Source organism: Thermobifida sp., from assembly GCF_017577275.1.
In the GTDB taxonomy this organism is placed as follows: Bacteria; Actinomycetota; Actinomycetes; order Streptosporangiales; family Streptosporangiaceae; genus Thermobifida; species Thermobifida fusca.
The window spans coordinates 302,632-317,520 of the sequence record NZ_PITY01000020.1; the positions used below are offsets into that span (position 1 = coordinate 302,632).

General features: G+C 68.5%; 13 protein-coding genes and 2 tRNA genes. 3 read left to right on the top strand and 12 right to left on the bottom strand.

Features of this window, described 5'->3' with window-relative positions:
* Positions 1-13: 13 nt before the first annotated feature.
* From CW348_RS06405 to CW348_RS06420, 4 genes are all read right to left on the bottom strand, one after another.
* Positions 14-1,129 carry a D-alanine--D-alanine ligase family protein gene (locus CW348_RS06405; RefSeq protein ID WP_011291080.1) on the bottom strand — a complete coding sequence of 372 codons (1,116 nt, stop codon included), beginning with the start codon at positions 1,127-1,129 and terminating at the stop codon, positions 14-16.
* Between the two features lie 69 nt (positions 1,130-1,198).
* Positions 1,199-2,419: a PLP-dependent aspartate aminotransferase family protein gene (locus CW348_RS06410; protein ID WP_016188277.1), complete on the bottom strand. Its 1,221-nt coding sequence runs from the start codon at positions 2,417-2,419 to the stop codon at positions 1,199-1,201.
* 174 nt (positions 2,420-2,593) lie between these two features.
* The gene (locus CW348_RS06415; protein WP_011291078.1) at positions 2,594-3,604 is read right to left on the bottom strand and encodes an NAD(P)H-dependent glycerol-3-phosphate dehydrogenase; all 1,011 of its coding nucleotides are present in this window, start codon (positions 3,602-3,604) and stop codon (positions 2,594-2,596) included.
* Positions 3,601-4,353: a 1-acyl-sn-glycerol-3-phosphate acyltransferase gene (locus CW348_RS06420; protein ID WP_104612564.1), complete on the bottom strand. Its 753-nt coding sequence runs from the start codon at positions 4,351-4,353 to the stop codon at positions 3,601-3,603. The genes CW348_RS06415 and CW348_RS06420 overlap by 4 nt, the downstream gene beginning before the upstream one ends.
* A 171-nt stretch (positions 4,354-4,524) precedes the next feature.
* Between CW348_RS06420 and cofC the strand changes: the two genes are divergently transcribed.
* The gene (gene cofC / locus CW348_RS06425) at positions 4,525-5,178 is read left to right on the top strand and encodes a 2-phospho-L-lactate guanylyltransferase (RefSeq protein WP_081430389.1); all 654 of its coding nucleotides are present in this window, start codon (positions 4,525-4,527) and stop codon (positions 5,176-5,178) included.
* 75 nt (positions 5,179-5,253) lie between these two features.
* Here cofC and CW348_RS06430 read toward each other — a convergent pair whose 3' ends face one another.
* The 3 genes from CW348_RS06430 to leuC form a co-directional block, all read right to left on the bottom strand.
* Positions 5,254-5,535 (bottom strand): HU family DNA-binding protein, encoded by a 282-nt coding sequence (locus CW348_RS06430; RefSeq protein ID WP_011291075.1) that lies wholly within the window; start codon positions 5,533-5,535, stop codon positions 5,254-5,256.
* A 325-nt stretch (positions 5,536-5,860) separates the two neighbouring features.
* Positions 5,861-6,448 carry a 3-isopropylmalate dehydratase small subunit gene (gene leuD / locus CW348_RS06435; RefSeq protein WP_011291074.1) on the bottom strand — a complete coding sequence of 196 codons (588 nt, stop codon included), beginning with the start codon at positions 6,446-6,448 and terminating at the stop codon, positions 5,861-5,863.
* 30 nt (positions 6,449-6,478) lie between these two features.
* On the bottom strand, positions 6,479-7,876 hold the full coding sequence (gene leuC / locus CW348_RS06440) for a 3-isopropylmalate dehydratase large subunit (RefSeq protein WP_011291073.1): 1,398 nt from the start codon (positions 7,874-7,876) through the stop codon (positions 6,479-6,481).
* 199 nt (positions 7,877-8,075) lie between these two features.
* Between leuC and CW348_RS06445 the strand changes: the two genes are divergently transcribed.
* Positions 8,076-8,750, top strand: a complete 675-nt coding sequence (locus tag CW348_RS06445; protein ID WP_038043346.1) for an IclR family transcriptional regulator — start codon at positions 8,076-8,078, stop codon at positions 8,748-8,750.
* A gap of 32 nt (positions 8,751-8,782) precedes the next feature.
* Here the strand turns inward: CW348_RS06445 and CW348_RS06450 are convergent, their stop codons facing one another.
* The 4 genes from CW348_RS06450 to gltX all read right to left on the bottom strand — a co-directional run bounded on the left by CW348_RS06450 (position 8,783) and on the right by gltX (position 11,843).
* On the bottom strand, positions 8,783-9,892 hold the full coding sequence (locus tag CW348_RS06450; protein WP_011291071.1) for a sorbosone dehydrogenase family protein: 1,110 nt from the start codon (positions 9,890-9,892) through the stop codon (positions 8,783-8,785).
* A 175-nt stretch (positions 9,893-10,067) separates the two neighbouring features.
* Positions 10,068-10,143, bottom strand: a tRNA-Glu gene (locus tag CW348_RS06455).
* Between the two features lie 62 nt (positions 10,144-10,205).
* Positions 10,206-10,277 (bottom strand) — tRNA-Gln (locus tag CW348_RS06460).
* A gap of 132 nt (positions 10,278-10,409) precedes the next feature.
* Positions 10,410-11,843 carry a glutamate--tRNA ligase gene (gltX, locus tag CW348_RS06465; RefSeq protein ID WP_011291070.1) on the bottom strand — a complete coding sequence of 478 codons (1,434 nt, stop codon included), beginning with the start codon at positions 11,841-11,843 and terminating at the stop codon, positions 10,410-10,412.
* Positions 11,844-12,345: 502 nt separating this feature from the next.
* Between gltX and CW348_RS06470 the strand changes: the two genes are divergently transcribed.
* The gene (locus CW348_RS06470; RefSeq protein WP_011291069.1) at positions 12,346-13,665 is read left to right on the top strand and encodes a DUF418 domain-containing protein; all 1,320 of its coding nucleotides are present in this window, start codon (positions 12,346-12,348) and stop codon (positions 13,663-13,665) included.
* Positions 13,666-13,877: 212 nt separating this feature from the next.
* Here the strand turns inward: CW348_RS06470 and CW348_RS06475 are convergent, their stop codons facing one another.
* Complete coding sequence (locus CW348_RS06475; protein WP_011291068.1) at positions 13,878-14,681, bottom strand: fumarylacetoacetate hydrolase family protein; 804 nt, start codon at positions 14,679-14,681, stop codon at positions 13,878-13,880.
* Between the last annotated feature and the right edge of the window lie 208 nt (positions 14,682-14,889).

A 14,889-nucleotide genomic window follows, 5' to 3' on the forward strand; every position in this document is an offset into this window, starting at 1 on the left:
CGCTGCGGCAGGACTAACGCAGGCCGGTGCGACGCACGAGCGCGGTGCGGATCAGCCGGTCCACCAGCGCCGGGTAGTCCAGACCGCTCGCCGCCCACATCTGCGGGAACGCCGAAGCCGGCGTGAAGCCCGGCATGGTGTTGATCTCGTTGATGTAGATCTCCCCGTCGTCGCCGTAGAAGAAGTCCACGCGGGCCAGTCCTTCGCAGCCCAGCGCGTCGAACGCTTCCGCGGCGAGTTTCCGCACCCGCTGGGTCACCTCGTCAGGCAGGTCCGCGGGGATGCTCAGACCGCTGTTGGAGAGGTACTTGGCCTCGAAGTCGTAGAAGTCGTACCCCTCGGCCACGTGGATTTCCGCGGGCAGCGACACGTCAGGCTCCCCGCCGTCCAGGCTCTCCAACACGCCGCATTCGATCTCCCGGCCCTGGATCCCGGCTTCCACGATGACCTTCGGGTCGTGGGCGCGTGCGGCCTCGATGGCTTCGGTGACCGCGGCGGTGTCGGTGGCGTCGGGCACCCGGCTGATGCCGATGCTGGACCCGGCGCGGGCAGGCTTGACGAACACCACCCCGCCGAGCGCGGCGATGTTGTCCAGCACGCGTTTGCGGTGGCGGGTCCACGCCCGGTCACTGACCGCAAGATACGGGCCGGTCTTCAGGCCCTGCGCGGTGAGCAGCGCCTTCATGAAGACCTTGTCCATGGAAGCGGCGCTGGCGAACACTCCGGCACCCACGTAGCGGACTCCGGCGAGTTCCAGCAGCCCTTGGATGGTGCCGTCCTCCCCGAAGGGGCCGTGCAGCAGCGGCAGCACCACGTCGACCTGGCCGACGAGCCGCGGCAGGCTGTCCGGGGCGACCTCCAGGAAAGCGCCGGGCGTGTCGAGGGCCAGGGCCAGTCGCGCGCCGCTGTCGGGCACGGCCGGAAGCTTGCCGTCAACGATTGCCAACTCGCTGGGATCCGCGGTGACCAGCCTCCAGTCACCGTCCCGCGTGATTCCGATGGGCAGGATGTCGTAGCGGTCGGTATCGATGGCGGACATCACGCTTCCCGCGGTCACGCAGGAGATCTCGTGTTCGGAACTGCGTCCGCCGAAGATGACGGCAACCCGGATCTTTCGCTGCTCACCCATGATGCTTGACCTTATCCCGCTCCACCCCACCCGTGACAATGGTCGCGGCCCACGGAAACACGGGATTTGTCACTTTTTGACCGGCAGTCCGTCGAGGGCCTGCCGGGCATCGGCGATCAGGTCGGCAGGGTCTTCCACGCCGATGGAGAACCGCACTGCTCCCGGGTCGATCCCGGCTGCGTGCAGGGCCTCGTCGCTCATCTGCCGGTGGGTAGTGGAGGCGACGTGGCTGACGACGGTGTGGGTCCCGCCCAGGGAGGGGGCGATCGTCGCCAGGCGGAGCCGGTCCGCGAACGCGATGCCCGCTTCCCGGCCCCCGCGCGGGGTGACCGTGACGACCGCGCCGTAGCGGGGGCCTTCAGGCCCGGTGTCGAAGAGTTTCCGGGCCAGTACGTGCCCCTGGTGGGTGGGCAGGCTCGGATGGTCGACGCGGGCCACGGCCGGGTGCTCGGCGAGAGCAGCGGCGAACTCGGCTGCGGTCGCGCACTGGCGGGCCATGCGCAGCGGCAGGGTCTCCAAACCGCGGTGGAGCAGGAACGCCTCATCGGCGGCCAGGTGCGGCCCCAAGTCGATGCGGGCTTCACGGATACGGGCCAGCAGGTCGGGGCGGCCCACCGCCACTCCCCCGGTCGCGTCCGAGTGCCCGCCAAGGTATTTGGTGGCCGAATGCAGCACGATGTCGGCGCCGTGCTCCAGGGGACGGCACACCACGGGGGAGGCGAAAGTGGAGTCCACCACGAGCAGCGCCCCCGCCTCGTGGGCGAGCGCGGCGAGCACGGGCAGGTCCGACACGGTCATGGTCGGATTGGCCAGCGTCTCGGTGTAGACGAGCACCGTCTCGGGGCGGAACGCAGCGCGCACCGCGGCCGGATCGGTGATGTCCACGAAGTCCACGGCCACCCCGAACCGGCGCAACACGACGTCCAGCAGTTTGTAGGTGTTGCCGTAGAGGGCGCGGGAGGCTACAACGTGGGCTCCGGCATGGGTGAGGGCCAGCAGGGTGGTGCTGATCGCGGCCATGCCGGAGGCGAACCCCTGCCCGTGGACTTCACCCTCCAGGTGTGCTCCTTCGAGGGCGGCGACTGCCGCGGCGAACGCGTCGCTGTTGGGGGAGTCGATGCGCGCATAGGCGTACTGCCCATCGCCGGTCAGGCTCGCGGCATAGTCGCGGGAGGTCGCAAAAGCGTAGGTGGAGGCGCGGTATACCGGGATGCGCATCGGAGTGCCCGGTGCCGGGGCTGCGGCAGTCGCGCGGACCGCCCTGGTGTGTTCGCCGTAGTGCTGTGCCATGTCGCCTCCTTGGAACGCTGCTCCCGAATACGCCCCCATGACATAAAACCGGATAACGACAGCGAAGGTTGCAGGGAGGAGGGGGACAGGCCGCGGGCACGGCCCTGCGTGAAGCCCGGCAGCCCCGCACCGCAGGCACCGCCTGCCTCCGCGAAGGTGCAGCCTATGCCCGGCTCAGACCCCGTAGCGTTCCGGTTTGGCGCTGCGGGACATGAACGCCAGCAGCGCCTCAGCGGGCGGCAGGCCGTGGTACATCATCGCTACCACCGCCTCGGTGATCGGCATCTCTACGCCGTGGGCGCGCGCCAGCTCCAGGATCGACGTGGAGGACTTGACGCCTTCCGCGGTCTGCTTCGTCTCCGCGATCACCTCGTCCACGGTCATCCCGGAGCCCAGCTTCTCCCCGAATGTGCGGTTGCGGGACAGCGGAGAGCTGCACGTGGCCACCAGGTCCCCCAGGCCGGCCAGCCCGGCAAGCGTGTGCTCGTCGGCGCCGAGCGCCACCGCGAGCCGCACCGTCTCCGCCAGGCCCCGGGTGATCAGCGCAGCCTTGGCGTTGTCCCCGAAACCCATGCCCACGGCCACGCCCACCGCCAGCGCAATGACGTTCTTGACCGCTCCCCCCAGCTCCACGCCGATGACGTCGGTGTTGGTGTAGGGGCGGAAGTAGGGGGACTTGCACAGGTGCTGCAAACGGACAGCAGTCTGCTCGTCCGTGCAGGCGACCACGGCGGTGGCGGGCTGCCGTTCCGCGATCTCCCGCGCCAGGTTGGGGCCGGACAGCACCGCGATGCGGTGGTCGGGGAGTTCCAGCACCTCCGCGATGACTTCGCTCATCCGGAGGCAGGTGCCGACCTCGATCCCCTTCATCAGGCTGACGACAACCGTGCCGGGGTCCAGTGCCTCAGACCAGGCGGCCAGGTTCGTGCGGAGCGTCTGCGCCGGGACGGCGATCACCGTGAAGTCGGCGCCCGCCATCGCCTCGGCCACGTCGGTCGTAGCGGTCAGCCGGGGGTTGAGGGTGATCCCTGGCAGGTAGTCGGGGTTCTCGTGTTTCGTGTTGATCGCCTCGACGATTTCGGGCCGTCGGCCCCACAGGACTGTCTCCGCGATTCCCGCATCGGCCACCACGTTCGCGAAGGCTGTTCCCCACGAACCGCTGCCGAGCACCGCCACTTTGGTCACTTCGCGCCCTCGCTGTTGTTGGGTCCCAGGTTCTGTCCGCGCGCCTTCTTGGGATCGTACGGTTCGAGCGGCGGCTCTTCGCCGCGGATCTCGGCCTGGAGCCGCGTGATGGCGGTCATGATCTCCGCGGTCGCCTCACGCAGCGTGGTCGCGGTCAACGGCTGCTCCCGGTAGCGGGACAAGTCCACCGGCGGCCCAGCCACTACTTCGACGGGGGTGCGGGGAAAGAGCCGCAGCTTTGCGGTGCCGTAGGGCAGGAGGTGCTGCTCCCCCCAGTGGGCGACGGGGATCACCGGGACACCGGTACGCAACGCGAGCCGCGCCACCCCGGTCTTGGCGACCATGGGCCACAGGTTGGGGTCCCGGGTGCAGGTGCCTTCCGGGTAGAAGATCACCGCAGCACCGTGCTGGGTGAGCGCCTCCTCCGCTTCGTGCAGTGCTTTAGCCGCGTCAGTGGTGCCGCGGTGCACGGGGATCTGGCCGAGCTTGCGCACCGCCGGTCCCACGATGGGGATGCGGAAGACCCCTTCCTTCGCGGTGAACGTCGGCCAGCGGCGCCCGGCCACGTAGAGGAAGTGCGCCACGGTCAGCGGGTCCGCCACGGACAGGTGGTTGGCCGCGATGATCACCCCGCCTTCCCGGGGGATGTGCTCTTGGCCGCGCCAGGTGGGTTTGGTGACCGCGGCGATGAGGGGGCGCACGACGGTGACGGCGACCGCTTTCAGCCAGCGCGACTCGCGGCGTTTCATGTGGACTCCTCCGATCGGTTGATGTTGGGCGCCCGCCCCGTCGCGGGTGTCCGCGTCATCTTCCAGCACTCCATTGTCCGGGCTATGGGAAGGGCCCGTTCCCCCGTTTTCTGGCTGGGACATACTCTCTTCTACCGGTTCCGATCGACCGGGCGGGGGGATGGTGACGCTGTGGACACACGTCAGCGCTGGTCGGTGGTGATACCGGTGAAGCGGTTGTCCATGGCCAAGTCCCGACTCGCCGAGTTCGCCGGCGAACGCCGACCGGAGATGGCCTTGGCCGTGGCCTGCGACACGGTACGCGCGGTCACGGCCACCCCCGAAGTGGCGGCGATCTTCGTGGTCACCGAGGATGCCACGGCAGCCGCGGCACTGGAACGGTTCGGGGCGCACGTGGTGACCGGGGAGCCGGGCACGGGGCTCAACGCCGCGCTGCGGCACGGTGCGGCCCGGGCCCGCCTGGCCTATCCGGACGCGGGGGTGTGCGCGCTCTCCGCTGACCTTCCGGCACTGCGCCCAGCGGAACTCTCCCAGGTGCTGGCCGCAGCGGCAACCTACCCCAACGCTTTTCTCGCGGACGCCCACGGGGTGGGGACCACGGTGTACAGCGCTCTGCCGCGGGCGGTGTTCGCTCCCGCGTTCGAGGGGTGGTCGCGGCTCCGGCACCGGCAGAGCGGTGCGGTGGAGCTCGAACTGGCGGGGGTGCCCACGGTCCGGCACGACGTGGACACTCCGGAGGACCTGTGGGCTGCGGCACGGCTCGGTGTGGGCCCGCACACGGCTGCCCTGCTGGACTCGCTGGGTCTGGCGCGGACCGGCGGCTGATCCGGGCAGAAAGACGCCGCTGCCCGGGGCCTTGACGGGCTCCCGGGCAACGGCTGTGGCCGAGTGTCGTGGTGGTTACTTCTTGCCGTTGTTCACCAAGGCTTTGAAGTCAGCTCCGGGACGGAACTTCGGAACGTAGCTCGCCGGAACGTGGATGGTGGCGCCGGTGGAAGGGTTTCGCGCGGTCCGGGCCGCCCGCTGGGCTTTCTCAAAGACCCCGAACCCGGTGATGGCCACCTTGTCACCCTTGGCGACAGTCTGCTGGATGGTCTCCAGCACGGCGTTGACGGCTTCGGTGGCGGTCTTCTTGTCCCCCAACCGCCCCGAGATTGCGTCGATCAGATCACGTTTGTTCATAGTTCCTCCGGTTCCCCCTTGCTCGCTTGAAACTAGGGGAAACCGTGGCCGGGTACAAACACTCAACGCCGATCTGATCAGCGTGTCGGGGTTTCTTTCGCCGTCTGACCCAGCTCAGCCAGCATGCGATCTAGGCGTTCTGAAGCTTGAACTGGGTCTCTTTTGACCCGCTCTGTCACCATTAAAAGCTTACGAATCACCGGAATTCGGACGGATTCCGGAAGAGCATTGGCTTTGCGATGGGCATCTTTAAGCCGCTTTGCCAAATCTCGGTAAAATTCCCACTCCGCCGCGAATTCCGGGTCATCGTCGGTCGCATCAGGTCCTATTGGGTGACCGGAAGCCATGGCTTGCGGCGCTTCTCGTACTCGGCGATCGCGTCGACGTGACGCAAGGTCAGGTCGATGTCGTCGAGCCCTTCCATGAGGCGCCACCGGGTGTAGTCGTCCAGTTCGAACGGCTCGACGATGTCCTTGGCGCGCACCTCGCGATTCACCAGGTCCACGGTGATCTCGGTAGCGGGGTCGGCCTCGACCATCTCCCACAACTGCTCGATGACCGGCTGCGGGAGCACCACGGTCAGCAGACCGCCTTTGAGGGAGTTGCCGCGGAAGATGTCGGCGAACCGTGAGGAGAGCACGGCCTTGAACCCGTAGTTCTGCAGCGCCCACACGGCGTGCTCACGCGACGAGCCGGTGCCGAAGTCGGGTCCGGCGATGAGGATGGTGCCGTCCTTGTACTCCGGCTTGTTCAGGACGAAGTCGGGGTCAGTACGCCAAGCGGCGAACAGGCCGTCTTCGAACCCGGTGCGGGTCACCCGCTTGAGGTAGACGGCGGGGATGATCTGGTCGGTGTCCACGTTGCTGTAGCGCAGCGGAACCGCACGGCCGGTGTGGACAGTGAACTTCTCCATGGTGACGTTTCCTCGACAGTCGCGGGCGGGCTACAGGTCGGCGGGAGAGGACAGCGTGCCGCGCACCGCGGTGGCGGCGGCGACCAGCGGCGACACCAGGTGGGTGCGGCCGCCCTTGCCCTGCCGGCCCTCGAAGTTGCGGTTGGAGGTGGAGGCGCTGCGCTCCCCGGGCTTGAGCGTGTCGGGGTTCATGCCCAGGCACATCGAGCATCCCGCTTCACGCCACTCGGCGCCAGCAGCCTTGAAGATCTCGTCGAGGCCCTCGGCCGCGGCCTGCTGCTTGACCCGCTGGGAGCCGGGGACGACCAGCATCCGCACCCCGTCGGCCACCTTGCGGCCCTTGAGGACCTCGGCGGCGGCGCGCAGGTCCTCGATCCGACCGTTGGTGCAGGAGCCCAGGAAGACCGTGTCGATCTTGATGTCCCGCATCCGGGTGCCGGGCTTCAGGTCCATGTAGGCCAGGGCCTTCTCGGCGGCGGCACGCTCGACCGGGTCGGTGAAGGACTCGGGGTCGGGGACGACCGAGTCCAGGGGGACGCCCTGTCCGGGGTTGGTGCCCCAGGTGACGAACGGGCTGAGCTCGTCGGCGTTGAGGAAGACCTCCTTGTCGAACACTGCGCCTTCGTCGGTGGGCAGGGTCTTCCAGTATTCGACGGCCTGGTCCCACAGTTCGCCCTTGGGGGCGTGCGGACGGCCCTTGAGGTAGTCGAAAGTGGTCTGGTCGGGGGCGATCATGCCGGCCCGGGCGCCCGCCTCGATCGACATGTTGCAGATGGTCATGCGGGCTTCCATGGACAGCGACCGGATGGCCTCGCCCCGGTACTCGATCACGTGGCCCTGGCCGCCGCCGGTGCCGATCTGAGCGATCACGGCGAGGATGATGTCCTTGGCGGTCACCCCCGGCTTGAGCTTGCCCTCGACGTTGACCGCCATGGTCTTGAACGGCGTCATCGGCAGCGTCTGGGTGGCCATGACGTGCTCGACCTGGCTGGTACCGATGCCGAAGGCCAGCGCGCCGAACGCGCCGTGCGTGCTGGTGTGGCTGTCGCCGCAGACGATGGTCATCCCCGGCTGGGTGAGGCCCAGCTGCGGGCCGATGACGTGCACGATGCCCTGGTCGATGTCGCCCATCGGGTGGAGGCGCACCCCGAACTCCGCGGCGTTCTTGCGCAGGGTTTCGACCTGGGTGCGCGACACCGGGTCAGCGATCGGCAGGAAGATGTTCTCGGTGGGGACGTTGTGGTCCTCGGTGGCGATGGTGAGGTCCGGGCGGCGCAGCTTCCGGTTGGCCAGGCGGAGCCCTTCGAACGCCTGAGGGCTGGTCACCTCGTGGATGAGGTGCAGGTCGATGTAGAGCAGGTCGGGTTCACCCTCGGCTCGCCTGACGACGTGCTCCTCCCAGACTTTTTCGGCCATCGTGCGGGCCATGGACGCCTCCTCGCGTCTCGATGATTGTCGTGGGGTTCTCGCCGCCGTACGCCGATCCCCTCGGCGACCGGCGCGGACATCCTCCCCGCGCGGTCCGCACGTACGGGCTGGCGGATTTGCATTCCAAATAGCGAGACGGCAATATCAAGCCATGGACAACTCTAGCCCATCCAGCGGGGTAGGTGTGCTGGACAAGACCATGTCCGTCCTCACCGCCCTGGAATCCGGTCCCGCGTCCCTCGCCCAGCTCGTACGGCTCACGGGACTGTCACGGCCTACAGCGCACCGGCTGGCGGTCGCCTTGGAGCGACACCGCATGGTCGCTCGGGACAGCCAAGGGCGCTTCATCCTGGGGCCCCGGATCACCGAGTTGTCCATCGCCACCGGGGAGGACCGGCTGCTGGCCGTCGCCACCCCGATCCTCGCCCAGTTGCGCGACCACACGGGGGAAAGCGCGCAACTGTACCGCCGTCAAGGGGACGTCCGGGTGTGCGTGGCCGCCGCGGAACGCATGAGCGGACTGCGCGACACGGTCCCGGTGGGCAGTGAGCTTCCCATGACCGCGGGCTCAGCCGCCCAGGTCCTGCTGGCCTGGGAGGACTCTGAGCGGATCCGCCGCACGCTGCGCGGCGCGCACTTCACCGCGGCGACCCTGGCCCAGGTGCGCCGCCGCCGGTGGGCAGAGAGTGTAGGCGAACGGGAGCCGGGGGTCGCCTCCGTGTCCGCGCCGGTCTTCGCACCGAGCGGGCGCATCATCGCCGCGGTCTCCGTCTCCGGTCCGCTGGAACGGCTGACCCGCTCCCCAGGCCGGCTGCACGCCCCCGCTGTACTCGCGGCCGCAAACAAGATCAGCGAAGCGCTGCGCCACACCTGACCCGGGTTGCCTGGACCGGCCGCGGCCAAGGACTACGACCCGGTGTCCAGCGGAAGGCGCAGGATCCGGTCGTCGTCGGCGTCCGGGTCTCCCCGGCCGTCCCGGTTGCTGGTCGTCACCCAGATCGCCTGCCCGCCCGGTTCAGCTTCGACCGCGCGCAGCCGGCCGTAGTCGCCGACGAGGAGCGCTTCCGGGGCCCGGACCGGCTCTGCGGCGTCCCCGGTGAGCGGTACCCGCCACAGGCGTTCGCCGCGCAGTGCGGCCACCCAGAGCGCCCCGCCCGCGATCGCTGCCCCGCTGGGGGACGCCTCCTCGGTGCTCCAGGTGACCACCGGGTCGGTGTACTCGGGAGCACCGCCGATCCCCTCCACCTCCGGCCACCCGTAGTTGCCGCCCTTGACGATCACGTTCACCTCGTCGACCGTGTTCTGCCCGAACTCGGTGGCGTACAGGGTGCCGTCCTCATCCCAGGCCAGTCCTTGCACATTGCGGTGCCCGTAGCTGTGCACGAGGTTGCCGAAAGGGGCGTCGGCAACGGGCGCGCCGTCCGGGGTCATCCGCAGGATCTTCCCGGCCAGGGAGTCCGTGTCCTGGGCCAGCTCGGGGCGGCCCGCGTCACCGGTTCCCGCGTACAGCGTCCCGTCGGGGCCGAACGCGATCCGCCCGCCGTTGTGCAGGTCGGCTTTGGGGATACCGTCCACGACGACCTCTGCCGTGCCGAATCCGCGTTCCGGGTCGTAGGGCATGCGGATGATCCGGTTGTCTGATTCGGTGGTGAGGTAGGCGTAGACCAGCGAGTCTGTGGCGAAGTCCGGGGAGACCGCGAGCCCGAGCAGACCGCCCTCCCCCTGCGGGACGACTCCCGGTACGGTCCCCGCCTCGGCGACGGCGCCGTCCGGAGCAACTCGGAGGACGCGCCCCGAATCGCGCTCTGAAACCAGTGCCGCGCCGTCGGGGAGGAACGCCACCGCCCAGGGCACGTGCAGCCCGGAGGCGACCGTGGTCGCCTCCCCCACGCTGGCGTGGCCTTCCGTGGACTGTGCGGCGGACGGGGTCGCAGGGCCTGGGGCCTGCCCCGTATCCGTGGTGCATCCCGCGGCCAGTAGGAGCACGGCCGCTGCTGCCCACACTCGTCTCCCCATGGCTGTGCCCTCTCCAGTGTCGCGCTGCGCTCTTCGGGCCTGTGCCCGGTGGACGCGCCCTCACACGTCCCGAGACCCGGCTGCGCGGCACAGGTGCGGCTTCCTGCGCCACCTGAGAGGCAGGGAGGGAGAAAACGGGGAAGCCCCGCCTCACGTGAGGCGGGGCTTCCCCGTGTGGTACCCCCGACCGGATTTGAACCGGCGTTACCGCCTTGAGAGGGCGGCGTCCTAGGCCGCTAGACGACGGGGGCCGTGGACAACTCAAAGCCGTGGTGGAGGTTCAACGCGGAAAATCTTCCGAGGAGGACCACCGCTGGGGTACCAGGACTCGAACCTAGACTAACTGAACCAGAATCAGTCGTGCTGCCAATTACACCATACCCCAGTGCTCACGAGGGACCGGTTCCTTTGGATCCGCTCCCCGCGGCCATGCATAACTCTAGCGAACATTTTGCGCAGGTGCGAACGGATACCCGGCAAAGCCGGTGGGGCGGCGCTCCACCGCCCCACCCCGGGCTCACTCACCAGCAGCTTTGAGCTTCTCCAACGCCGCGCGGAGACGCTCCTGGACCCGGCTCCGGCCCAGCAGTTCCAGCGACTCGAACAGGGGGAGCCCCACCGTGCGTCCAGTGACGGCGACACGGACCGGCGCCTGGGCCTTGCCCAGCTTGAGCCCCTGTGCCGCGGCAACCTCCTCCAAGGCAGCCTTGAGCGGCTCGGCCCGCCACTCCAGGTTCGGGTCGGAGAACCGCTCCAAGGCCGCGGTGAGCATCTCCTCACCCACCCCCGGCTTCATGGCCTTGGCCCAGCTCTTCTCGTCCTCCACGGGGCGGTCCAGGAAGAGGAAGTCCACGTAGGAGACGATCTCGCTGAGGACCGAGATCCGGGTCTGCGCCAGCGGCGCCACGGCCTCGAACACCTGGGCGTCGAAGTTCTCCGCCGGCCAGGGCGCCTTCTCCGATCCCAGCCAGGGCGCACACCGCTCCACGAACTCGGTCGTGTCGAGCGCGCGGATGTACTCGCCGTTGAACGCGCGCAGCTTCTTCTCGTCGAAGAACGCGCTCGAACTGTTGACGTCCTCCAGCCGGAACAGCGGCACCATTTCGGAGAACGGCATGATCTCCCGGTCGTCGCCCGGGCCCCAGCCCAGCAGCATCAAGTAGTTGACCATCGCCTCGGGCAAGTAGCCTTCGGCGAGGTAGTCCTCGAGCGCTACCTTGTCGCGGCGCTTCGACAGCTTCTGCCGTTTCTCGTTGACGATCACCGGCAGGTGGGCCCAGACCGGCGGAGTCTGGCCCAGCGCCTCCCAAAGCAGTTGCTGCTTGGGCGTGTTGGACAGGTGCTCTTCGCCGCGGACCACGTGGGTGATGGCCATTTCCACGTCATCCACCACGTTCGCCAGGACGAACAGCGGGGAGCCGTCCGAGCGCGCGATCACGAAGTCTTCGATCGCGCTGTGGTCGAACTCCACCCGGCCGCGGATCTTGTCGTCCACGACGGTGGGCCCGCCCTCGGGTACCCGGAAGCGCAGGGCCCGGCCCGGCCCCGGCTCCAGCCCTCGGTCCCGGCAGTACCCGTCGTAGCCGAGGTGGGGGTTGCCCCGCCGCTCTTGGATCTGTTCCCGGGTGCAGTCGCAGTAGTAGGCGCGGCCCTTGCGGTAGAGCTCCTCTGCGACCTCCCGGTGCTTGTCGGCGTAGGCCGACTGGAAGTAGGGCCCTTCGAAGTGCGGGTCGCGTTCGTCGATTCCCAGCGCGGACAGGGCGCGCAGGATGCCCTCGGTCCATTCGGGGCGGTTGCGCGCGGCGTCGGTGTCCTCGATCCGGAGCACGAACTTGCCTTCCGGCTGCTGCAGGGCGAGCGCCCAGTTGAACAGCGCCGAACGCGCGCCGCCCACGTGGAACATCCCTGTCGGAGAGGGCGCGAAGCGGGTACGAATAGCCTTGTCAGTCACGGAGTTCAGCCTATCGAGGGGCGTCGCCCGCGCCGGTATGCAACGAACTGCCCGCGGTGTCCCGCCTCCGGGCGGTGCGGCGGCCCGCAAGCCAGGGCTGGGCCTGTCCTCAGCGTCGGGATGCCGCGGCCGCGGTCGTTGGCCACCGCTCCTGTCTCGGAGTAGGTGACACGTGGTGCCAGCGGGGCACCGGAACGGAAATTGTCAGAAAACATCAAGAAAACGCTGCGGCCTCTCGGTTATCCGCAGGCGCAACAGAATCGTTTTCTCCTCGGTTTCCCTGTTTTCTCTCCTCCGCAATCAGAACTGCGCCAGCGTCCCACTGCACCGCTGTGACCAGCATCGATAGCGCTCCAAGCGGCCGCTGTCTTCCGCGAAGGCTTCCCTAGACCGGGACACGCCGCCGCAATCTATATAAAAATGGATTTCTGAACGTGCGCCCGCTATGTCCGTTTAGCTCGGAGACAATAGCTGCCGTCTGACCGACGGGGGAAGGGGAATCATGACCGGACACGACCCCACCGGACCACCGACATCCGACGACGCGGGTACCCACGAGCCCCGGGAGTCGACCGCTCCCGCCCAGCCTGCTCCCCCGTCGCTGAGAGGCCCGGTCCGCCCCGGGGAGCGCGCCTTGGCGCCCGACCTGGCACGCGGCTTCATGCTGCTGCTCATCGTGCTCGCCAACTCGACCTGGTACCTGTGGGCCGCGAGCCCCGGCGAGCTGAGCATCCACCCCTCCGACGGCTCGCTCCTCGACCGGATCGTGCAAGGCGTGCTCATCACCGCGGTGGACGCTCGTACCTACCCCATATTCGCCTTCCTATTCGGCTACGGCATGGTGCAACTGTGGCTCCGGCAGCGGGCCGCTGGAGCTACGGAGCGGGACGTACGCGCCCTGCTACGCCGTCGCAACCTGTGGCTCCTGGTGTTCGGCTTCGTCCACGCCGCACTGCTGTGGCTGGGGGACGTCCTCGGCGCCTACGGCTTCGCCGGTCTCATCTTCGGCTGGCTCTTCCTCCGCCGCACCGACCGGACCCTGCTCGTCTGGTCCGGCATCTTCACCGGGCTCCTCGCGGCCTTGACCGCGCTGTCCGTGCTGGCCTTCATCGTCGCGCCGGAAGGCGCCGCGCCCGCAGAGCCCGCAGAGTCCGGCTCCCCCTCGTGGTTCCCGTCCAGTGAGCTCAACGCCGAAGAGAACTACCTCGCCTCCATGGTGCTCCGGATCCAGGTCTGGGCCTTCCTGGTGGTCGGCCAAGGACTGCTGACCATCAGTGTCCCGATCGCGATCCTGCTGGGCTTCTGGGCTGCCCGCCGCCGCATCCTGGAGGAGCCCGGCAACCACCTGCGCCTGCTGCGCATCACCGCTGCCGTGGGCATCCCGCTGGGCTGGCTCACCGGACTGCTGCACGCTCTGGACCACGTCGGCATCCTGTCCCTGTCTGCGGAGGAGAGCGTCGCAGTGGCCTCGATCGCTTCGACGACGGGGATCGCTACCGGGCTAGGCTACGTCGCCCTGTTCGGCCTCATCGCGCACCGTCTCAGCCGCCGCACCAGCCGCGGCCCCGTGCTCACGGCTCTCACCGCGGTGGGCAAACGCTCTCTGTCGTGCTACCTCGCCCAGTCGGTGCTCTGCGCCCCCGTCCTGACGGCCTGGGGCCTGGGGCTGGGCGCCCACTTGCACAGCGCCACCATGGCCTTGTTCGCCACCGGGGTGTGGCTGGTCACGGTGCTCCTCTCCTACCTGCAGGAACGGGCTGGCCAGCGCGGTCCCGCGGAGGTCCTGCTCCGGCGGCTTTCCTACCGCGCCTCCTACAGCTAGTCGGCGTCGTCGCCCTGGACCCGTGGCCCAGACGGGTGCCTCCGCAAGGCACGATGGGGCCACGGGTCCGACGCGTGTGAGGCCTGCGGCGGCGAGGGGCATCCACGGACAGCGCGGCCCCGGCTGCTCCTGCGGATGCGGTGTGTCGGTGCGGGCTTCCTGCACACCGCACGACGGTGCGCCTCCCCGCAGTGCTGCGGGCCGGCAGCGGCTCAGTCGCGGGCCACCACCGGGTTGCTCAGTTCCCCGATCCGGTCGATCGCCACGGTCATCCGCTGGCCTACCCGGACCGGTCCGACCCCTGCGGGGGTGCCGGTGAGGATCACATCCCCCGGCAGGAGCGTCATGAAAGAGCTCACGTAGGAGATGATCTCGGGAATGCTGTGGATCATCTGCCCGGTGTTGCCGTCCTGGCGGACCTCCCCGTCCACGGTGGTGGTGATGCGCAGCTGCGAGGCTTCCTCAACGCTGAGCCCGGTCTCAATCCACGGTCCGAGCGGGCAGAACGAGTCGAACCCCTTGGCGCGGGTCCACTGGTGGTCGGCCTGCTGCAGGTCGCGGGCGGTGACGTCGTTGCCGATGGTGTAGCCGAAGATGACGTCCTTGGCGCGTTCGGCCGGCACCTCCCGGCAGAGCCGGCCGATGATCACAGCCAGTTCTCCCTCGTAGTCCACCCGCGAGGAGAGTTTCGGGTGGAAGACGGGGTCGTTGGGCCCGACCACGGCGGTGGAGGGCTTGAGGAAGACGACCGGCTCCTTGGGGTCCCGTTCGTCCTCAGCGCTGCCTCCCATCTCCGCGATGTGGTCGGCGTAGTTTTTGCCGATGCACACGATCTTGGTGGGCAGGATCGGGGAGAGCAGCCGCACGTCTTCGAGTTTGGTGCGTTCTCCGGTGAGCTGGATCGGCCCCACCAACGGGTGGCTCTTCATCCGGGTGACGAACTGGTTGCCCTCATCGTCGGTATCGACCAAGCCGAAACCTACGTCATCACCGGCCGAGAATCTCGCGATACGCACGGGATTCCCCCTCATCATTTCAGGTGCGGTTAGTTCCCCCAGGCTACCGAGAACCGAATTTCGGTCCGTTTTTCTTGCGCGAGCCCTGAGACCGTTTCCTGTTCCGTTCCGTCACCATCCTTGCGCGTCCCGTCGGAGGGGGGAAAGCACCCCGCGAGATGGCTCCGCCACGGCCTGTTTCCGACCCCCGTCACAAAAGCCCATTTAA

What these genes read in the sequence shown, in the direction of transcription:
- CW348_RS06405 (WP_011291080.1), bottom strand. Translation starts at nt 1,129, where the DNA reads ATGGGTGAGCAGCGAAAGATCCGGGTTGCCGTCATCTTCGGCGGACGC.
- CW348_RS06410 (WP_016188277.1), bottom strand. Translation starts at nt 2,419, where the DNA reads ATGGCACAGCACTACGGCGAACACACCAGGGCGGTCCGCGCGACTGCC.
- CW348_RS06420 (WP_104612564.1), bottom strand. Translation starts at nt 4,353, where the DNA reads ATGAAACGCCGCGAGTCGCGCTGGCTGAAAGCGGTCGCCGTCACCGTC.
- CW348_RS06430 (WP_011291075.1), bottom strand. Translation starts at nt 5,535, where the DNA reads ATGAACAAACGTGATCTGATCGACGCAATCTCGGGGCGGTTGGGGGAC.
- leuD (WP_011291074.1), bottom strand. Translation starts at nt 6,448, where the DNA reads ATGGAGAAGTTCACTGTCCACACCGGCCGTGCGGTTCCGCTGCGCTAC.
- leuC (WP_011291073.1), bottom strand. Translation starts at nt 7,876, where the DNA reads ATGGCCCGCACGATGGCCGAAAAAGTCTGGGAGGAGCACGTCGTCAGG.
- CW348_RS06445 (WP_038043346.1), top strand. Translation starts at nt 8,076, where the DNA reads ATGTCCGTCCTCACCGCCCTGGAATCCGGTCCCGCGTCCCTCGCCCAG.
- CW348_RS06450 (WP_011291071.1), bottom strand. Translation starts at nt 9,892, where the DNA reads ATGGGGAGACGAGTGTGGGCAGCAGCGGCCGTGCTCCTACTGGCCGCG.
- CW348_RS06470 (WP_011291069.1), top strand. Translation starts at nt 12,346, where the DNA reads ATGACCGGACACGACCCCACCGGACCACCGACATCCGACGACGCGGGT.